Genomic DNA, 21,146 nt, shown 5'->3' on the forward strand with positions numbered 1-21,146 from the left:
ATATTTATTCTAGCTGTTCATACTAAAAAAAAGTTAAAAAATAACTTGTTTCAATATTTATTCTAGCTGTTCATACTTGATAACTAGTAAAGGTTGCGTTTCTTCGGTAATTATTTTGAATATATTCAACTATACTACTCATAATCTAGTGGAAAATTTATATTTTTTACGATTTGATCACGGTCTATTTGTTTTTCGCAGATGTCTAACAATATTTTCTGGGAGCTAAAAGTCCTAAGTTTATCTCTACACTCTCCTGAAAGTTATCCTATTGAATTATGATGCTCCTAACTGAAATCTTTTTTGGGGCATAGTTTTTCTCCCACTTAATACAAAAAATGCTTGATATAATCATCAGGCATTGCAGTGGAGTTAATAATCCTCAACATTTAAAAACTGGTTAACTAAGTGGTATTAGCATACCTTATAACAACAGGAATTAAGGTATAATTTTACTATAGCTTTAAGGTTTCCAAAGCCCACCAGGTAATATTTGAGACCCAAGTAACTCTACCCTTTCTTGTGACATTAAATAACTCCAAGCTTTACCTAGATATTTTCCATCAGAGCTAAAGGTATTAATAATTTGTCTTTGATATTCGTTTTTCTCTGGAGAACGTTTCGGATGATAATCTTCTAACTTATCAAGTTCTGATAAAACCAAAGGATTTTTAAATAATAAGACAAATCCATGCACATTACTATCTCCTTTAGTCATTGCCGGATAACCAATAGGTAGTTTATACAGCACACCCTTTGCCACCGCTGGAAAAAAGTGCACAACATATTCAGCACAGTAAAACTGATAATTAACCTCCCCTGGTTTGAGAGTGCCATAGACAAACACTTTAATATACTTCACTTTAACATCCTTCTGGGGAACCAGTTCCTAAACTTCAAGCTAAATTGAAGATACCCTTAAAAGATTTTCTACATAAATTGTCTACTGAAATAATTTGATAATTCCTTGGCTTATAGCAGTGAGCTATGGCATATTGACAGTCCAAATCCTATAAAGTAAGTCTTCATAACAAAAATTGTCAATACACAGCGAGAACTTTACTATATATAGCGTGCCATAGTATAGCAGTAATGTAAAACTTAAATTAAACTTGTGGTAAAGTCAAAAAAACCTATTTATAATAATACTTTATATCTGATTGAATGATGTCAGTAAATGTTATGGCTTTATTGCTTCCTAAGTTTCACATAAGTGCTTTTTTACCACAATTGCCCCTTGATAGTCTATTTTCTACTCAGGGAATAATGGTCATGCTATTAGCTGCTTATGCTGTAGCTATGTGGATGTTTCTGACTAGCGCTCCAAAAGTTCATACAATAATGGTTTCCGACTTAGCTATCGCCCAACAATTATATGAAGGGATGCTAGAGTTACCAGTAGCAGAAGTACCTTTACATTACTACTATAATTATGAACAAACATTAGGAGCAACTGGTATGGATCCACTTTACCTATCAAATGATTATACCAGACTGAGTACTACTAACCAAGGAACAGCAGTTTCAGATGGTTTGTGGTATCAATTAATGAAAAACACTCAACTACATATTATCAGTGGAGCGAGTCTCGGTGCTAAAAATCACCAACGTCATGTTTGTTTTGATAAAGACTGTTTAGAACAAATATTAATGCGTGTACAAATAAGAGGTATTAAGTACAAAATTAGGTCTGAAAAGCCCCTGAATTTATTAGTTAAAGACTGGAATAGTCGAGTAATAGAAATAGCAGAAGTTAAGAACTAAAGATCGATTAAGTAGTTTTAGAAAAAATATAGCAGTCCGCCTATTGGTCGTGGCAAGATTTCATACTGAAAAAATTTGGTAAAGTCTAATATTCAAACAGATCCCCAAAGACTTCAAATAACTGCAAAAATATTCAAATTATCTGATGAAATTTTTGCCTGGTTACCAAACATCTTCAACGGATTTTTGCTCCGGGGCATTTGGAGTAAATTATGTACAATTTATCCATCATTCTGCTTCGGGTTTTTCTGTATTAATGATAATTAAATATTCTTGCAATTCTCTCCAACTATGATCAGTATCTTCATCCCCAAGTATTGCCCATCTTTTTCCCAGCCTTTACTTCTGTAAATATGTAATAAATTTCATGGTCTTTTCGGTATTTCCAATTCTTTTCAATAGGAATAAATTATTAGCTTTGATAGTCTAAGGTAGAAGAATAAGTAAGCATTGATTTTTCATTTTTTATCAGAATTTTTCTTCTTTGATATATTTTTCCTAAATATAACCTCAAAGGTGTCCTCATAGCAGATTACATTCCTCAATCATAAATACTGCTTGCTGTCTGAGTTCTATTTCTGGTTGCTATTTAGTCAATTTATCCCCTCTAACTTTTTTTGCTTTCACTAATTCATTGTTTTTGGTAGAATTATTTTTAGTTTTTTTCCAAGTCCTAACTGCCCTTTTCAGGTTCGTTATCATAACTTTGATTAGACTCAAAAACTACATTATGTTATTTGGTAGAAATAGTTTTGCCAGCCTGAAGAGTCATTGAACAAATTTTAGTACTCCAATTGCTTCTTTAAATTGGATTTGGATCCATGCTCTTAAAAACAATACAGCAGCAAAAAAGGCAGGATGAGCGATCGCACCCTAAACTTGGAACGACTTAACTCATCATCCCACACGTTACCCTCTGCACCACCGTTATTTCTTTGGCCTCTTTTCACTGAAATATAAAATCATCTAGTTCATCTATAATATTCATTTTTTATCTAGTGAAGTAGAGATATTATTTTTACCATGATATCTTTTATGACCTATTTAGAATTGCTATTTACTCTAATAAACTCAGAAACCTATTGGCCAAACTTTATCATTTGATTAAGCTTTGCTGATTAAATCTTAGAGTATTCAATGATATGGCCTCAAACCCTTTTGTGATTGAAAAAAGTGCCTGAGCACATATCTAAAGCCCTCACATAAGTTAGTATTTTGATGAGAATAGTTACAGAAAAGTCAACAGACCAATATACCTAACTATTTCCTCCTTATGGACATTGCATAAACTATCCTTACCAACTGCTTTACTCCCTCTCCATAGTTAGAAGAGTGAGTCCTGAAAAAACTTAAAAAAACCCTTATAAAAATAAAATCATCAGCATTCAAAAATTATCAGCATTTAGTCATTAGTGGTCAGCTATCAGCTAACCAATGAATTAAGTAAGCATTGGTTTCATTTCTACTATATTACTTTTAATTCTTTGAAACCTCTAAAGGTAATGAAGCTGATAGCTGAGAGCTGAATAGTTACATAAAATCATTTTTATGATCATAAATCAAAGAGTGAGTAGTCAAATTCAAAGATACTCCTAATATTTGAGAAACCCATACTTCAAAAGAACGAACTTTATAGTTAGAAAATTCTAAACCATTACTAGATATAGGTTCAACAAGAATAGTAAACATTCCTAAACGATTTCCTGCTAAAACATCAGTAAACAAGCGATCGCCTACCATAGCAACTTTTTCTACTGGTAAATTCATCGCATCAACAGCCTTTTTTAACTTACGACGAGAAGGTTTCCCAGCAGCAGTAATATAAGGTATATTGAGTAAATCACCAATTCGACCTATTCTATCTTGACTAAGATTATTACTGACTAACCATAAACTTGCTACACTTTTAATTTTTTCTACCCACACAGCTAATTCAGGAGAAGCTTGACTATGGTGAATTGGCACAATAGTCTCATCTACATCTAACACCAAACCTTGAATTTGATATTTTTGGAGAATTTCTAATGTTAGACTTAAGACTGAGTTACCCAGAACTAAATCTGGTTGTAAAAGTTTACCCCAACACATAATATTAATATTTATAACAATAATTTTCAGCTGCTCAATTATAAAGTAAAAAATTAGCAGAGTATAAATAGAAAAAAATATTTATTAACAAGTCGCTAATTTTCACTTTTTTAAGCATCAAAAAAATCTACAAAATTACTATTTACTAAAGTAATCCCAAGCATAATAAAATGGATCACAATTACTGAGATGATAACAATCTCTCTACCTCTGCAATAGCAGCCTCATGTTCTCTAGCAGTACGACTAAAAATATGGGTACCATCATAGCGAGCCATAAAATACAAATATTCTGTATCTTCTGGATTAAGAGTTGCTTCCAAACTGGCCTTACCTGGACTAGAAATAGGAGTTGGTGGTAACCCAGTATTCATATAAGTATTATAAGGTGAAGGAGTTTCAATCTGACTATAAGTAAGAGGCTTATCTTTCGTTTGACGAATACCAAGACCATATTCTACTGTTGGGTCTGCTGCTAACCTCATACCCTGTTCCAAACGGTTATTAAACACCCCCGAAATTAAACCACGTTCTTGTGCAACTACAGCTTCCTTTTCTACAATACTTGCTAAACTTACCCATTCATGAAGACTCAATTTTGTTGTATTGTTCTGGTTTTTCTGATAAACTGGCAAAGCTACTTGTTCAAACTGTCCTATCATTTGATTGATAATAGCTTCTGGAGTAATATTATCCGCTACTATTTTATAAGTATCTGGGAATAAATAACCCTCTAGATGAGGTATATTAGTTGGTAACCATGGAAACTTATCATAGGGAATATTTTTTGTTGCTGCAATAAAATCAGCAGCTGGAAAAAAACCTTCATCATCCAAATATGCAGCCATTTGTTGAATTGACCATCCTTCACGAATGACATAGCTGAGTTTAACTACATCTCCCTGTAGAATTTTATCTGCGATCGCGCTTAGTGGTTCTGTAGGCAATAAATTATAAGTTCCAGCTTTAAACTCAAGATTGGGATTTTGTAGACTCAACCATTTTACCCATAAATTCCAAGCTGTTGCAGAGCGAATAATACCAGCATCTTCTAAATACTCACCTATTTGTTGACCATAAGTTCCCACAGGAATTTTAATTCTTATAGCATTAGCTTGTGAAGACTGAGTAGAGGATGTTGGTGAAACTACAGGTCTACTTACCCAACTCCACCAACTCCAACCCTGCCAAGCAAAAACACCACAGCTTACAGGTAGAATGGCCAAGTAAAATAAGGCACGATTGGAAATAAGTTTAATACTTTTTTTCATTTGATTGGTTAATATGGGGCAACAAAATTGCTCTAAGCTTAAGTTTGTCGTAAAAATTATGATTCGACTATTCTAGAGTATTACTAAGTGCTAAATCTTTGACCAAAGGACTGAATTTACTAAAACCTACAAATGCTTTACTCCATATCATTAAACAATTGATTTTCTAGCATTGTTTGAACCATTGGCTGAATTTGCTTAAACTCTTCTTCTGAAAGTAATTCCAGTTTTCCATTATCACTTTTACGAGCTGGAATCAAAAATGGATCTAATGGTGTGTATATAGCGTATTTCCGATCTTCATACAAAAAAGTTGCCAATTCTTCATAATATTCACTGGCCTCATCATTTTCATCTACTTCATCTAGTTCATCTTCACCCCATTCTGGTAACTCCCCAGTAACAGTTAACGTTATTGCTGTTCTTTGCAAGACTAGGTTTTGTTCTTCAAGGACAACTTTAGCAGTATCAAAAATTTTATCAATTTCTAATTCATTATCTACAGGAATACTTGCTTGTTCTACATCTTCTGGCCCCCAAGTAAATATTTCAACAGGTAAGTCTAATGGTAGTAACATTACATACTCTTCATCATCTGACTCTAGAGAATACTCTATAGTACAACATAGTATTCGTTCTGCCTCATCAGTTAAAGTGATATAGGTTTCTTGAGATTGTCCATTTTCTTGTGATTCTGGGGATGAAAACATTTTAGGCATTTTAATTATTTGTTAATGTGATATAACCCCATACTAACCTTGCGGTATAGTTTGGGTCTCTCGCTTCCCAGTTCCGCTGTTGCATCAGACAAGCGTGTATTTCAAGGAGGGGTCTCTGCCCTGTCTTTAATATTTCTGGCTGCGGAGCACGACATACCACAATTTTACAATGTGGATAGTGGATAGGAATGGGTTATCTCTAATAATTTTTTAGGGTATGTGTTCTGACAATATGAGCAATCTTGACTTGTGCTTTTTGGATTCACGCCTATAGCTTTCTGGCCAGCATTTAAGTCCTGGGGACGACCTAATGCTAAGGCTTTGATCATTAAAATAGTTAGGAATTAACTCCCACCTGCATTGTAGATTGATTTGCTTAATCTTATTTTTCCTAATCTTTTTATGTTTAAGTTTTCGTAGGTAATAAATTCGTGCTTTAATTATAACTTATTAGCAGAATAGAAAGTGGAAATATATTTTTTTTATTTACTATTTTTGTATGTTATTTTGCCAACTCCTATCATAGCCATAGCTGTGATTCACCTTTCACTTACTTTTTAATTACAATATCTCCAAAAATGCCAATTTAGGAAAGGGGGAGCCAGGGGCAAGAAAACGTTTTTTTTGAGATATCTATTGTAATCCAGTGTATGATTTTAGCTTACCTTTGTGTAATAGTATTTTTCACTATACTCAATAAGCACTAATAAGGTGTAATATAACCAAAGTATTTAACGAAAAATAAAATTATTAAAAAACCTCTTTAATTCTGCATTTTACACTTCCTAAGTTGAACATAATTCGTCAATTAAACAGCTACCCTAACCCTAACCAATTATATTTTTATTGCTACTTATCTATCAAAATTAGCCTTTACTCAATATGTCAATGAAATATTGCAATGATTAGCTTGTCAACTGAGTATTTTTTTCTCTGCGTTCATCAAGCCATTGTTGTAAAATCAATGCTGCTGCCTTTCTATCAATTAAGGCCTTATTTTGAGAAGGAGAAATATTAGCAGCCTTGAGCATTTCCTCAGCTTGGACCGAAGTTAAACGTTCATCAACGTATTCTAGAGGTAATCCGAGAGTTTGTGACAACCTTTGAGCATATCTTTGTACTTTTTTAGCTTGGAAACCTATAGAACCATTCATAGAATAGGGTAAACCAACTATAAGAACTTGTACCTGACGTTCCTGGACAATCTTTTGCAATTGAAATACATCTTTCTCAAATGAAGCCCGCTTGATAGTCATAATACCAGTAGCAATTAAACCAGTACCATCACATCCGGCAACCCCCATACGTTTTATACCTACATCCAAACCTAGGGCTGAAATACGCTTTTGAGACATTTGGTAATTGTACTCCTTTTTATATTAATAATTGAATTTATAGTGTTATTTACATTGATTATATAAAAGTCTTATCCCCAGTATAAGTGCGTAAGTACCTTTAAGCAAAAATCTCTGTATTTTTGAATAATGAAAACTGCTATAGTTGTATGCTAAAAAATTGTAATTATTAGATTTTTTTATCATCATTATTCTCTGCACTTTTTGAATGATGAGGTATAAACTCCGATACCGAATTTAATTTTTCATTTTTCCCTTTCCAATCATGATTATTATCAGTATTAGTATTTTTCTGGGAGTTACTACGCATCTCTTTTTTATTTCGCATCATTTTCAACCAAGAACTACGACTAGGAACTGGTTTGCGAACTGGTTGTAAACTTTGAAGAACTCCTGAAAACTGGAGTTCGGCAATAACTAATCTAGACTCCCGAATTTTATGCCAGACAGAACGAGACATTAACAAAGTATGTTCAATTTGTTTTGCTTTTATCTGTTCTAAATAAGCTTCACGTTCAGGTTGATAATCAGCACAAGCAAGTTGCAAAGATTGATTAGGAAAATCTTGAGCCAATGTTGCCATTTGTGATAATAATTCTGGATATAACCAAGTATAAGCTGGATGTACAGTTAACTCAGCTATGTGTGGTTGTGTACCGTCACGGCATAATTTTACTTGGAAGTAACCTATTGCGGCCTTACGTTGAGATTCAAACACATAACCACTTACCAACTCAGTATGATTAAGCCATTGCCTGATTCCTTCTATCAAACCACTAACAAAACTAGTTTGAAAATCTTGGATATGGCGGTCAAATACTTGGCGTACCAGGGGTGGCATTGATGCTGTGTCTAATTGATAGAGCAACTGAGCATCAGCATTACTAACAGGTAGTAAGTTGGGTAAATTTGGCTGTGAAAGGGCTAAATCTTGTAGTTGTTGGGGAGTAATTGTCCAGTAAGTAATTTGAGCCAATGGCTGAAAACCATTTTGGCGATACAGTGCCATTGTATCTTTATCATTAACATTAACTTGCAACAACCATGTCCGTGCTTCCCAAATTTTTTCAAAGCAGTATCGAAGTAATTGAGAACCTATTCCTCTTGTATTTCCTGTTTCTTCGATAAATATCTTTTCTACCCGCCAACTGCTGCGAGTGCGATTACTTGGACAAACTTGAATTACCCCCTTGACTTGTCCATCTACTTCTGCAACATAAGAAGTTAACAAATATTTACAGGGATTAGGGAAAAAGCTCAACAGCTTTATAGGCCAGTACCAATGATGAATTTCTGGCAATTTTTGGCTAAGGTGAATGGGAGAGAGATTAAAAGTAACATCTTGGTGGCAATTCTGGGCTTCTGGAGTTTCCCGACATAGCTTTTTGATAGCTTCTAGGTCTCGGTACTCTAGAGAACGGATAACCACCTGGCTTTGCTTTTGGCGGATAAAAGGTTTCATAATTTTGTATTCTTAGTAATGGGGATGCTTACTTGACATTCTCCCGTGACTCAAGCTAAGGGGATATCACCGAGCCGAAGCTCTTTGGTTGATTGAGGTTTTGCAAACCTCATGAGCTGCGCTAACAAAGGATATTACTACCTTGGTGGTAGTCTGATGCTTCCTAGGTAAGGTCCACTTTTTGTCTCCGTTTAGCTTTTGAACTAATGAAAAGGGAAGCTAGGAGCTAAGGATGCATAGCCCTTGGAGCGACTAATATATTTATTGTTGTATTACCAACTAAAAAGTTGTCCTCAAACAAAAGGCTTGGCTATTGACTCAATTTTCCAATCAAATTAATTTGTCCCAAGGGTATAAACAAAAGTAATATTAAAATGATGATTGGGAAAGGGTTAAAACTTCTGGCGCTTCCCCAGGATTTTAACTTTTGGTAAGCTAAAGTTCTGGGGAAAAATCAAAATTATCCTAGTCACTCCACTCAAATCAAGATTGAGTATTGTAATTACTTTACTAATGATATTAACCAAAACAGTTAGAATAGATAGATATCGACAATACCACTTCAGGGGAGCAAGATACTTTGACTGTTTCCTTGACCAAAATAATTACAATCAACTCCCATTAGAATCAACTTTCTGTCTTATTGTCTTATGATAATGATGGACGAATTAGAACTACAGGGGTTTGCTCGTCAGCATTTCCTGCGGGATTAGTTCTCAATGCTTCCTCTAGTAAAGAGTGGGATACATTAGAGGTTGCTGCTAATATTTTAACTGCTTTCAAGTCGTTCACATCTACTATTGCTGCACTTAGACCTGTTGCTTGTTGTATTTTTTCTACTACTTCTTGAGGATTTTCTGGACCTAAAACTATAAATTGGTCATAAGGAGGTAAAGTTCCAGTAACATCATCTATTAGTCTGGCTTGTTGTCCAGCAAATTGGTAGAACATTCCTGATTTCCCTAATATTTTAGCAATAGAGCCTCCAAAAAAAGCTATTAATACTCTTATTGGTCCAACAATATCTACTAGAGTTTGCATTCCACAAGCTGTGGCCAAGCTTGAGGTGGGCAGGAAGAAGTAACAAATACGTTTAGCAACCCATCCTAGTTTTATATCTGTGGGGTGACGAAAACGACCTTGTATTAAGGCTAGGGGTGTTTCTCCTATGGTAACTATGTCTCCTTTTTGAGCATGAGGAACTACATAACGTTTAATAATTTCTATTGGATCGTCTAGTTGAGTTAATAGGTGAGTGGGAATAGGAAATACTTTGGCATTTGTTACTTCTCGCACTTTGGGCGTAGAATTAGGGTTGGGAAATTTGAGGGGGACTATAATATGCTGCACTTTGGGAATTCGACCCTCAGGTCCATATGTAATATAATGTACTTTAATCCATGCAGAATTTAGTTGCTTTAGGTTATTACCTTGAATATCAATTGATATTTTGAGTTTTGTCTTTTTTCCTACTTTTACTATATAAGCAAACCAATAGTTATCGTATCTAGCGGGAGCATCTTTATGGAAAGGAATAATTCTAGTTTGATAATTTACTCCTTCTAAACTTCCACTAGATAATAGTTTTACTTTTGCTTGTACTTCTGGCACCATAATTTCTAGGCTTTTAGTACGGTTGCATAATTCCATTTCACCCACTAAAAGATACCTTTCTGGTTCTGCAACTGCTAAATTCCAATCTTGAGAGGTTAATTCTAAGGCATTCCCTGGACGATTACGATATTGTAATTCTATTGCTAACCAGATTAAAGTTATAAGTATAGCTAAAACAATAATTCCTGTTGTTAAAATATTTGTAATCACCTAATCTCCTACATTCATATAATTTTATCTAAGTTTACTTCATATAATTAATTCCTTTATTTTATTTGAAAATCCTGCTTATTTTACATAAGTCTAGTTGATTTAAGCGACTATCAGAATATGTTCATTATTGACATATACTATAAAATATGACACATAAAAAATGTTGTTGATGTTGATGGAAAAAGTAAAACTAAATTTAAGGCCAAAAAAATCATCAGCCTAGTTTTTTCCTCTCACTGAAAAAGAAAGCAAAATCTAAAAATATCAACAACAAAAATATCTAAGGCTATTCTGGTTATTTTTTTGTAAAGTTTTGTAAACTACATAAATACCCTGTTGTGGAATTGATTAAAAGAAAAAATTAGTCCCACTATGAAAAAATGGTTCTAAATTTCTACTGCTGATGCTAAGGATGTAGATTTAAACTATTTTCCCGAAAGTATAAACTTAGTAACTTTTGACAACAAAACAAAGCCAATAGTTTTTTTTGCTGAGAGTGAAAAAAAAATCAACTTCAGTATCGCAATAAGAGTGAGTGGTTTTTAGGAGTAGATGAGGATACTCAACCAGCTCCAGGGGTAGTACCTAGTTTGGTTAAAAAGGCTGAGGCTGAAGGATAAGATGTGATTTCGCTGTCGCCACGGTTTATCCTGAAATATCCAGGATAACTTTGGCTACAACTTGCTTTATTAAAAATGTTAGTTTATAGGTTTGGGCTAACGGGTACGGGGATACAAACACCAGGAAGAGTTATGGCTAATGGTCAGTATTTTTTGTGCGACGTTCGGTGTTATCGAAGATGGGGAGTTACATTGGTGCTCAGGGTTCTTTTTGTGATCATGTGGCTCTGGCTAGAAATATTGCTGCTGAAGGGTTTAAGGTGCTTCGTTTTGATGGAGCGGAGGTTTTGGGAGTGAGAATGTATGAGGGGATGGTGAAAATTTTGCAGTAGTGGGGGCGATCGCTTGACCTAAAGGATGCTTATTCAACCGTTCAAGTTGGGAGCGATCTTTGGTTATTTTGGGTAACTCAGGGTTTACCTTTATTAGTGCTATTGGTTTATTTTCTTTTTGGTCTCCCTATTTCTATTTCTGTGTCTGCTAAATTTTTGTTATCTGCTTTGAATTTATTTTTATTATTAATTAGGTTTGTTTTGTTGTTAGTTATTCCTTCCTCCTATGACTTCAGTCAAGCTCAAGCTAGTTGGTTATTTTTATTATCTCTTTTAGCAAGCTCTTTGGCAGTTTTACAGATATTTTTATCTGCTATCAAGACTCCAAAAAATGGCGGGGTAGAGTTTATGGAGAAAATTAGGCTGTTTGGTAGAGTTATGACTTAGGAGTCAAGGCTCAGGAGTCAGAATGAATAGTCTAAATATTCGTTACATAGTGAGGTTTATTAGTATTTAACTACTGAGAGTTAGCACATCTATTGTCAATGGGATAAGGGTTATTGCAGTTCAGCATGTCAGCAGGTCAGCACAGATAAATTGCATGGTCACCAGGTAGGGGTAGTAAGAATTGTCTCCTGATTTTTCTACCTAGGTATGCCCAAAATTTTACCCATGCATGAGCTTCAGCGACAGATATTTTGGTACTTTTTGAAACTTCTTAATTTGGCGCATAATTTGTGTGAATGCTTTGAGAGTTAATTAGTAGGGTTTACTTAAGTCTGATGAGTTAGGGTTAAGCTTTTGCTCAAATATAGTAAACTCTTCAGCATAAATGCCCTAGATCTTCTTGACGCCACAGTATAATATGAAATACGTTAATGTTTGCTACAAAAGATTGATACTTTGGTTTTAGTTGTGAAGTGAGACTGAAATGCTAGTTTAATCAGGCTTAGGAGTTCAGTCCCAAGGGTGTGTTAGGGGAGCTAGATCAGGCCGACTTTGCTAGGGTAAAGCAGGAATAGAACTGATATAGGCGAGGGTATTCAATGATTTATGTAGATAATTGTAGGTTTCTCAGAACAGAAATGATATTATTAACTAATCAAAATTAAACATGTCTAAAAATACTTTTACTATTTGGAAAATGTTTAACAAGTTTAATGGAGGTTTCCAGTACATTCACATAATTATTTATGTAATTAAATCCTACAATGTAATAATTTTAATAAATAGGCTGAATAGAAAATTGATTTTTTCAGATGCTATTTAACCTTTTATCAAGATATCTATTAATCTAATTAAAAATCATGTCTACTGTTAGTTTAATCCGAGCTAATTCCTATAAAATTCAAGAATTAGAAAAATCCATAGAGAATCTTTTAGAGCCATTAGGGGGAATTAATGCTTTTGTCAAAGCAGGCGATCGCGTTTTACTTAAACCAAATTTGCTGACAGGTTCTCGCCCCACAAAAGAATGCGTAACTAGAAAAGAAGTAGTTTATTGTGTCGCTAAAATGGTAAAAAAAGCTGGCGGTAAACCTTTTTTAGGCGATAGTCCAGCTTTTGGTAGTGCTATGGGTGTGGCAAAAGCAAATGGTTACTTATCATTGCTCAAAGAATTTGACTTACCAATAGTTGAATTTCACGGGAAACGTTACGACATAGTTAGTGAAGAGTTTAATCATTTACTATTAAGTAAAGAAGCAATGGCAGCAGATGTAATAATTAATTTGCCTAAGCTGAAATCTCATGTGCAATTAACTATGACAATGGGAGTCAAAAATTTATTTGGTTGTGTACCGGGAAAAATGAAAGCTTGGTGGCATTTAGAAGCAGGTAAAGATGCTGATCGTTTCGGTAAAATGCTAGTAGAAACAGCAAAAGCAATTAATCCAGATTTGACTATTATTGATAGTATTATCGGTCAAGAAGGTAATGGTCCTATTGGTGGAGAACCTAGAAAGTTAGGTATTTTGGGAGCATCTATAGATGTATTTGCCCTTGACCGAACATTAGTAGAAATTCTCAAAGTTAATCCTGCAGAAATTCCCACAGTGGCAGTTGCTGAAGAAATGGGGTTTTGTTCTGATTTAAAAAGGGTTAATTTTCCATTATTACAGCCTATTGAAGTTGAGGTAGAAAATTGGCAGTTACCCACAACTAAGAAACCTATTGATTTTGGAGTTCCACGCATAATTAGGTCTACTTTTAAACATCTATATGTTAAGTTTATTCAAGAACCAATGAATATTTAATAAAGTGGTGGTGGTGCTCCCAACTCGGGTAAAAGAGATGGGAGGGTGATAGTTTTTTTGTCGGAGCCAGAGAAAACTCAAGATCAGAGTCCCGTGAGTAAATGCTTCCTATCACCCCTTGAGCTCCATCTTCTAGTCACTTCATGCCCATTTTACTCAAAAACTATTACCCAAAAATAATTATCAATCAAGTTTATTAATATAGTCATTTTACCTAACTTTTCTGTACAGGTATATAGTTAATCTTATCTTAAAAAAAAGACTAAATTATATTATGTTTGGTAGCATTGTTTCTGTATAAAATTCAGTCACGATCAAAATAAATCCTTTTACTTTTTATCTTCTGTCTTCCTGTTACAAAAGTATAATTATTCCGAAAAAAATAATGCCATACTAAAACCATATCGGGAAGACAGGTTACCAATAAAATGTATTAAAGTTTATGATATGGTTGTAATTCTCATCTAGAAAGTATAATAATTTTTTTGATACATAATAATGGAAAATTATGAAAATAAGAAATTACATAATCATTGCAATTAGTGTCATTCTTTTAGTTGTTTTTTCCCTTTCTCGAACTTTAGTTCACTTATTAACTGAAGCATGGTGGTTTAATACGGTTGATTTTGCTAATATTTTTTGGACTAGATTAAATTGGCAAATATTTCTGTGGGTAGGTGCATTTGTTATTTACTTTTTGTTTCTATGGAGTAATTATTGGATAGCTGAAAAATTGACAAGCGATCGCTCCTTTAATATTTTATTAGGAACTGAATTAGCTCCCTACAGAAATATTTTTGTGAAAATAATTTTCCTTGTCAACATTACTTTGATATCTTTAAGCGCAGCCACAGCTACATCTCCAGCTTGGGAAACTTTTTTGAAATTTTTAAATGCTGTAGATTTTCCAAATCAAGATCCAATTTATCAACGAAACATAGGTTTTTACATATTTAGATTACCCTTATATGAAGGAATAAAAGAGTGGCTATTTACTCTGGTTTTCGCTGGTTTAATTATTAGTATCATAGTATATGCTTTGAAGGGTAAATTTACCGCTGGGCGACAATGGCAAAATTTTTTAACAGGTTCAATTAAAACTCATATTAGTCTCCTACTGGCAGGGGTGACAATTTTAATTGCAGTAGGATTTTGGTTTGAACGTTATGAATTACTTTTTGACTCTAATGGAGTAGTTTTTGGGGCTGGATACACAGACGTTCATGCTAAACTTTTTGCCTATTGGGCCATGGCAATAGTGGCATTATTATTAGCAGTAGTTTGTGTACTTTCTGTTTGGAAAAATAACATTATTTGGCCAACTTATGGAATAGTTATTTATATAGTTTTATTGGGATTATTTAATGTTTTATATCCATGGTTTCAACAGAAATTTATAGTTAATCCTAATGAACTACAAAAGGAAAAACCATACATAGCAAATAATATTAAATTTACCCGTGAAGCCTATGGTTTAGATAATGTAGAAACTAAAAGTTTTCCAGCTAAATTTGAGTTAGATAGTCAAACATTAAAAAATAATCAAGGCACAGTTCGCAATATTACGCTTTGGGATTATAGACCACTTCTCAGCACCTATCGTCAACTTCAAGAAATGCGGCTTTACTATCAATTTAATGATGTAGATATTGACCGTTACACTATTGATGGTAACTATAGACAAGTAATGCTTTCTCCAAGGGAAATGGTTTATTCTCAAGTTCCTAGAAAAGCACAAACTTGGGTAAATAAACATTTAAAATATACTCATGGTTATGGGTTAGTAATGAATCCTGTAAATGAAGTAAAGGCAGATGGTTTACCGGTTTTATTTATTAAAGATATTCCACCAGTTTCTCAGGTAAATCTTCAGGTAAAAGAACCTGCTATTTACTATGGAGAAAAAACTGATACTCATATTTTTACGGGTATGAGTACTGAAGAATTTGATTATCCTCGGAGTGGTGAAAATGCTTTTACTTTTTATAGTGGTACGGGGGGAGTTCCAGTAAATTCTTTATGGCGAAAACTTGCCTATGCTTATGACTTAAGCAGCATTAATATTTTAATTTCTGGCTACTTTACTGACAATTCAAAAATTCACTACTATCGAAATATAAAAGAAAGAGTAAACCAAGTTGCACCCTTTTTAAGATTTGATAATGACCCTTATATTGCTTTAATTGATGGAAAAATTCAATGGATATTAGATGCTTATACAGTGAGCGATCGCTATCCCTATTCGGAACCACTTTATCTGAGTAATAATGCCCGGGCAATATTAAATAGAGGTAACATTGAGCGAATAGCTAGGGGAAATGTTAATTATATTCGGAATTCTGTGAAAGTTATGGTTGATGCCTACAACGGTACGATGAAGTTCTTTGTAGTAGATGAAAATGACCCAGTACTAAATACTTACCGCAAAATTTTCCCCCAGTTATTTACAGAAAAATCGGCAATTCCAACTAATGTTAAAGCCCATTTTCGCTACCCCTTAGACTTATTTAAAATTAAAGCTCAAATGTATTTATCATATCACATGAGCAACCCTCAATTATTTTATAATCAAGAGGACTTATGGAGGTTTCCTACAGAAGTTTATGAAGATAATAAACAATTAATGGAACCATACTATTTAATTATGCGTTTACCAGAAAAAAAGGGTGAAGAATTTGTTTTAATTTTGCCATTTACTCCAGTTAATAAAGATAATATGATTGCCTGGATGGCAGCAGAATCAGATGGAGATAATTATGGTAAATTATTGCTATATGAATTTCCTAAACAAAAGTTAGTTTATGGTCCCAGTCAAATTGAAGCTCGCATCGACCAAAACCCAAAAATATCCCAACAATTAACGTTATGGAGCCAAAAAGGTTCTAAGGTAATTCGAGGAGATTTATTAGTAATTCCTATAGAGGAATCATTAATGTATATAGAACCAATTTACTTAAGGGCTGAACAGGGAGAATTACCAGAATTAAAGAGGGTAATAGTTGCTTATGATAAAGAGGTTGTAATGACAGAAACTCTCAGTAAATCTTTAGAAACAATTTTTGGTATGGAAGTTAAACAACCAGAAGTTAAAGTTACAGAGAAAACCCCAGAAACAAAAAATATTTCTGAGTTGATTAATTCAATAGTAGAAGCTTATAGTCAAACTGAAGCAGCAAGACGAAAAGATAATTGGGTAGAATATGGTAAGTCTAAACAAAAGTTTGAACAGCTACTTCAACAGTTAAAAAAGCAAACAGAAAGTAATTAGGGTTTACTACTCTTTGTCTTTTTTTAGGAGTAGGAGAATAAGTAGGGATATTTTGATTAAAATCCCTATTTTTTATTTCCTATTCTCTGAAAAAATAGGAGATTTTTTTTGTCTAATTTTTAGAAATATTACTTCTACAATTAGGAGAATATCTGCTCAAAGGAAAGACTGTTTCAGACTATAAAAATTAGATATTAGCAGCAGCTAAAAATGGTGTATCTATTTTGGAATAACTATGATAGTAATGGTTAATGTTTCCTATTTTTTTCAAAAAATTAGGTTATCCATAGGTATATTATATTCTGTGATTATATGACTAATATCAGGAGTTAGTACTTCCCAACTTTTACACTGATTTTCTGATATTTTTGATGATGATTTAATATTGACTTTTGTTGGAGATGTAGATATAATTTTTAATTGCTGTTTGACTCCAAACTATTTTTATGATAAGCATTCATCCATTATTTATTAGCTATTGCTTTTGGTTTTAGATAACAGTTTGTTTAAACCCTTTTCTCATCCCTAAGATATCAAACCTAATTACTGAATGCTGAGTTTATAATTAATTATAGCAATTTTCATATTAGTTGGGTACAAAATTATAGGTTTTAAGGAACACAATTACTGGTAAAATAGCAGTAACCTGATATCATTACTGAGTTATTTTATAAACAAAATAATGATAAATTAAAAATTAAAACTGATAAATTAAAACTGATATTATGTTATTTGTCTTAGCTTCTATAACCTCAAACATAGTAGGTAGTATTTTTCTGTTGACTGGTATTGCTAAAGTTATAGAACCTTGGAAATTTGCCCAACATATTACTAAACTTAATTTAGTAAATCCTAAGTTAATAATACCTGTTGCTTTAACATTTACTGCTATTGAATCAGCTTTAGGAGTGGCTTTAATCTTAGGAGTTTTTCTGAACCTAATAATACTTGTAAGTATTTTATTATTATTTGGTTTATCAATACTCACTTACTGGAGTACATCAACTGGTAAAACAACAGACTGTGGCTGTTATAATGGTTTGTTTGAAATTACTCCTACCCAAAGTTTAATTCTGAATGCTATTTATATTTTTCTGTTAATATTCGCTGAATTTTTTGGTAAATATCAACCTACTATTTTCTGGCAATGGCTAGTGGTATTAATAACTTTGATAACTAGCTATGCTTTGGCTGCTGGTTCCCTAGAATACATACAAGAAAATGGTCGTCCTTATATTGATTTTACTCCATTACAAGAAAACCGGATGTGGCAAATAGAATGGCTAGGAGAGGATTCAAAATCTTTAATGTCTGGGTCTGTAATTGTGGTTTTTATGAGTCCTGAATGTTCTCAATGTAAACATTGGTTAAGTCTTTTGAAATTGGCACAATTGCAAGATAATTTACCAGCAATAGTGGGATTAATAGATACTGAAAATCTTCAAATAGGACAAAATTTTGTAGATAGATATTTTTTGAATTTTCCTGTTGTTGCAGTGGATAAAAGGTTGTATAAAAAATTGAAGATAGAGGTAGTACCTACTGCGGTTCTTTTGAAAGATGGTGTTATTCAACAGAGATGGATAGGGTTAATGCCGATGTGGTTTATTAATAAGATTAATCAAGGGTAAATAATTACAAAATTAGCTTAAAGTTAACTCATACCGTTTCACAGAAGTCATACATTAATAGCACTTTTGAAATTGATGAAGTACATCATGATAACCAAAACCTTATATATTCTTACTAATTCTTAAAAACTTTTCTTTCCCTATATTGAGGATGAGAAGTTCTTCCAGGATCTCAGTAGGAGGAGTGACAACACTATCCTCCTGCTGAAAGCCACAGAGACTCCTGTCAACATTCTCCAAAGTGTAAGCATTCAGACGGAAAGTTTACAGCTGAGAAATCAAAACTATAGACTTATTTACCTGAATATTTATCCACAGACAGCAATAAACCATGCCCATCATCCTCTTCTACATACCATAACAACTTAAGAGTAGTCAGGTCGAAATGTGCTGCTAACTTTGACATTACCTCTAAATATAGCGGGAAGCGTTCATTAAACACCCTATAAAAAAAGACAAACTCCCCCCCAGGTACTAATACTCGCCCTACCTGCTCGATCGCCCGAAACACTAGATCGTCATTTCTTAATATTCCCATTTCATAGGAGTCTGCATTAATAGGGCGATCAATAGAACGACTAGGAAAAGGCATAAATGCTAGATCGTAAGATTTGTCTGCTTCTCCCACACACAAATTTTGTACTTTGACCTCATCTTGTTCTCGAATTAGGGGATTATTTTTGAGAGGCATAATATTCGGATGAAGATCCGAAAAAACTACTTTATTGCTGTCTTTAAATAGGCAACACAAACCAAGAACTCCAGAACCGCATCCAAGATCGAGTACCTTTTTTCCCTTAACATTAATTATTTGATTCAAAATACCGCTCATAAAAGCTTGAGCAGCTATACCGCCATAAGGGTTAAAAACTCCTTGAGGAACTAAAACATTAAAAATTGGTTTATCTTGAAATAAGATCGTAATTTCTCGGTCTTTTGATGAAAGTTCTTCGTGAAATTTTAGATAATCTTTTCGGTCGTATTTGAGTACTTCTTCCTCTTGAAGAATAATTTTAACGTCTTCTTGTCGAATCATTTTAAGTTCTTTTACCGGATTAAATTATTAAATTAGAATATACAGCATATTTCAGACTAACATACTACAAATGACAGGATAAATATCTTGGGATTTCTTCCTATTTTATGGCTCATTCTTTTAATCTGTAAAGACATTGCATTTAACCTAACTACATATTTTATAAAATAGTTAATAGATCGCAACTTACCCATAGATTGTAATATTTTATCGCTAGGGTTTTATCTCCAACCCCTACAGTTTTCTTTTATAAATTATGAGAATTAGTATATCTAGCTCATAACTTGACAAACTGCTCTATACATTGATATAGCTCGATTAACTCTTTTGACAAAGATAAAACCACCATCCAATCTCCTCATTGTTGACAGCATCCCTAGTTTTTTCATAAGCAATACTTCGCTCTGGAAACTCCTTTTGAAATCGCTTTGCTTGAATACCATAAAACTTTTTCATATGGGGGGATAAATCTAAAGAATCTAATATTGTAAAGCCTGCTTTTTCCAGATAATTTTTATAATCGTTAGGAGAAAATAACTGACTGATTTGCATCCTCTCATAGACATATTTTAAAGTAGAATCAGTGACTTGGGAAACTAGGGTTACTAAGTCATCAAATATTAAAATTCCACTTTTATTTAAAAGGCGATAAAATTCTCTTAAAGTGAGTTCTCGTTCGTGAATATGTAAAAGAGTTCCTTGACTCCAAACATGAGTAAAATAGCCATCTGAAAAAACTAAATTTGTTGCTGATGCTTTCTTAAAAGAAAGGTTAAGATCGGGAAAGCCTGCCGCTTTCTTTTGAGCATTATTCACATGAGTTTGGCTAATATCTATTCCTACAACTTCGCAGTTAGTTTCATTCCCTAAATAAATAGCCGTGTTACCATTTCCACAACCAACGTCAAGAACGCGAGATTTACAACATATTTTACTTTGATTTAACATATATTCGTTCCAGCGATCGCTAGCTTGAAATAATTCTTCTTCGTGATCGGGAGCGTCTAAATTATCAAAGTATCCCCAATGCTTACTACCATCTGGGTTCCAAGGAACTTGGTATTTAATTTCTACTGTATTATAATAATTTTCTGTATCGGCATCCGTGAAATTTTTTTTCACCTTTGATCTCCTTTGATTTCTTAAAATTTTGTAACTACTAGAACTTTGGATATTAGAGCAGTTTTAGAGGGGTTAGTTATTTGAAAATTCTCAAGTTTTAGGAAGTTTTGACATTTTTTAATCTTACTATTAGGTTAACAGAATTAGAGTTTAATATAGTTAGGTGATTTCTATGTATACTTAGTTTTAGGAATAAAAAAATTATTAGATCATTAAAGCAATTTAATTGTATTCATTTCAAAAATTTAGTCACTTTTTGAGAATATATTTGAAGGGAATGATTAATGGGTAATATTAACTACCATCAACTTTATTATGCCTTAGTCTTTCTTTTTTTTCAATACTTTTATTCCTTATTTTTTTTATGTCTCAATAGTTATACTTTTTTTTATAACAAACCAGTTAACATAATGTTAAGTTTTGTTATAAAGAACATTTATTTTGCAACCTTATAAAT

Annotated in this window: 16 protein-coding genes; 6 read left to right on the top strand and 10 right to left on the bottom strand. The window is 33.2% G+C overall.

What is annotated here, in order from left to right:
• Positions 1–463 precede the first annotated feature (463 nt).
• Positions 464–862: a gamma-glutamylcyclotransferase gene (locus TERY_RS21120; protein WP_011613690.1), complete on the bottom strand. Its 399-nt coding sequence runs from the start codon at positions 860–862 to the stop codon at positions 464–466.
• A gap of 320 nt (positions 863–1,182) precedes the next feature.
• Between TERY_RS21120 and TERY_RS21125 the strand changes: the two genes are divergently transcribed.
• A complete protein-coding gene (locus TERY_RS21125; protein WP_011613691.1) occupies positions 1,183–1,764 on the top strand; it encodes a hypothetical protein in 582 nt (193 codons plus the stop codon).
• 827 nt (positions 1,765–2,591) lie between these two features.
• Here the strand turns inward: TERY_RS21125 and TERY_RS37590 are convergent.
• The 7 genes from TERY_RS37590 to TERY_RS21155 all read right to left on the bottom strand — a co-directional run bounded on the left by TERY_RS37590 (position 2,592) and on the right by TERY_RS21155 (position 10,479).
• Positions 2,592–2,714, bottom strand: a complete 123-nt coding sequence (locus tag TERY_RS37590; RefSeq protein ID WP_370496022.1) for a hypothetical protein — start codon at positions 2,712–2,714, stop codon at positions 2,592–2,594.
• Positions 2,715–3,294: 580 nt separating this feature from the next.
• Positions 3,295–3,852 (bottom strand): YqeG family HAD IIIA-type phosphatase, encoded by a 558-nt coding sequence (locus tag TERY_RS21130; RefSeq protein WP_011613692.1) that lies wholly within the window; start codon positions 3,850–3,852, stop codon positions 3,295–3,297.
• Between the two features lie 181 nt (positions 3,853–4,033).
• The gene (mltG, locus tag TERY_RS21135; RefSeq protein WP_011613693.1) at positions 4,034–5,122 is read right to left on the bottom strand and encodes an endolytic transglycosylase MltG; all 1,089 of its coding nucleotides are present in this window, start codon (positions 5,120–5,122) and stop codon (positions 4,034–4,036) included.
• A 137-nt stretch (positions 5,123–5,259) separates the two neighbouring features.
• Positions 5,260–5,841 carry a DUF3727 domain-containing protein gene (locus TERY_RS21140; protein ID WP_011613694.1) on the bottom strand — a complete coding sequence of 194 codons (582 nt, stop codon included), beginning with the start codon at positions 5,839–5,841 and terminating at the stop codon, positions 5,260–5,262.
• A 905-nt stretch (positions 5,842–6,746) separates the two neighbouring features.
• On the bottom strand, positions 6,747–7,196 hold the full coding sequence (gene ruvX / locus TERY_RS21145) for a Holliday junction resolvase RuvX (protein WP_011613695.1): 450 nt from the start codon (positions 7,194–7,196) through the stop codon (positions 6,747–6,749).
• 169 nt (positions 7,197–7,365) lie between these two features.
• Positions 7,366–8,658 carry a GNAT family N-acetyltransferase gene (locus TERY_RS21150; protein ID WP_011613696.1) on the bottom strand — a complete coding sequence of 431 codons (1,293 nt, stop codon included), beginning with the start codon at positions 8,656–8,658 and terminating at the stop codon, positions 7,366–7,368.
• Positions 8,659–9,306: 648 nt separating this feature from the next.
• Positions 9,307–10,479, bottom strand: coding sequence for a F420-0:Gamma-glutamyl ligase (locus tag TERY_RS21155; protein WP_155994727.1), 1,173 nt, complete (start codon positions 10,477–10,479; stop codon positions 9,307–9,309).
• A 781-nt stretch (positions 10,480–11,260) separates the two neighbouring features.
• Between TERY_RS21155 and TERY_RS33785 the strand changes: the two genes are divergently transcribed.
• From TERY_RS33785 to TERY_RS21175, 5 genes are all read left to right on the top strand, one after another.
• The gene (locus TERY_RS33785) at positions 11,261–11,437 is read left to right on the top strand and encodes a hypothetical protein (protein ID WP_155994556.1); all 177 of its coding nucleotides are present in this window, start codon (positions 11,261–11,263) and stop codon (positions 11,435–11,437) included.
• Positions 11,438–11,539: 102 nt separating this feature from the next.
• Positions 11,540–11,824 (top strand): hypothetical protein, encoded by a 285-nt coding sequence (locus TERY_RS25815; RefSeq protein WP_155994558.1) that lies wholly within the window; start codon positions 11,540–11,542, stop codon positions 11,822–11,824.
• A gap of 860 nt (positions 11,825–12,684) precedes the next feature.
• On the top strand, positions 12,685–13,632 hold the full coding sequence (locus TERY_RS21165) for a DUF362 domain-containing protein (RefSeq protein WP_011613699.1): 948 nt from the start codon (positions 12,685–12,687) through the stop codon (positions 13,630–13,632).
• Positions 13,633–14,140: 508 nt separating this feature from the next.
• The gene (locus TERY_RS21170; protein WP_011613700.1) at positions 14,141–16,900 is read left to right on the top strand and encodes a UPF0182 family membrane protein; all 2,760 of its coding nucleotides are present in this window, start codon (positions 14,141–14,143) and stop codon (positions 16,898–16,900) included.
• A 725-nt stretch (positions 16,901–17,625) separates the two neighbouring features.
• Complete coding sequence (locus TERY_RS21175) at positions 17,626–18,531, top strand: MauE/DoxX family redox-associated membrane protein (RefSeq protein ID WP_011613701.1); 906 nt, start codon at positions 17,626–17,628, stop codon at positions 18,529–18,531.
• Positions 18,532–18,823: 292 nt separating this feature from the next.
• On the opposite strand, the gene TERY_RS21180 is transcribed toward TERY_RS21175, so the two are convergent.
• Together TERY_RS21180 and TERY_RS21185 are read right to left on the bottom strand one after the other, a co-directional pair.
• Positions 18,824–19,567: a methyltransferase gene (locus TERY_RS21180; protein WP_011613702.1), complete on the bottom strand. Its 744-nt coding sequence runs from the start codon at positions 19,565–19,567 to the stop codon at positions 18,824–18,826.
• A 318-nt stretch (positions 19,568–19,885) separates the two neighbouring features.
• Complete coding sequence (locus TERY_RS21185) at positions 19,886–20,689, bottom strand: methyltransferase domain-containing protein (RefSeq protein WP_011613703.1); 804 nt, start codon at positions 20,687–20,689, stop codon at positions 19,886–19,888.
• Positions 20,690–21,146 lie beyond the last annotated feature (457 nt).

Origin of the sequence: Trichodesmium erythraeum IMS101 (assembly GCF_000014265.1) — a bacterium.
Classification (GTDB): Bacteria; Cyanobacteriota; Cyanobacteriia; order Cyanobacteriales; family Microcoleaceae; genus Trichodesmium; species Trichodesmium erythraeum.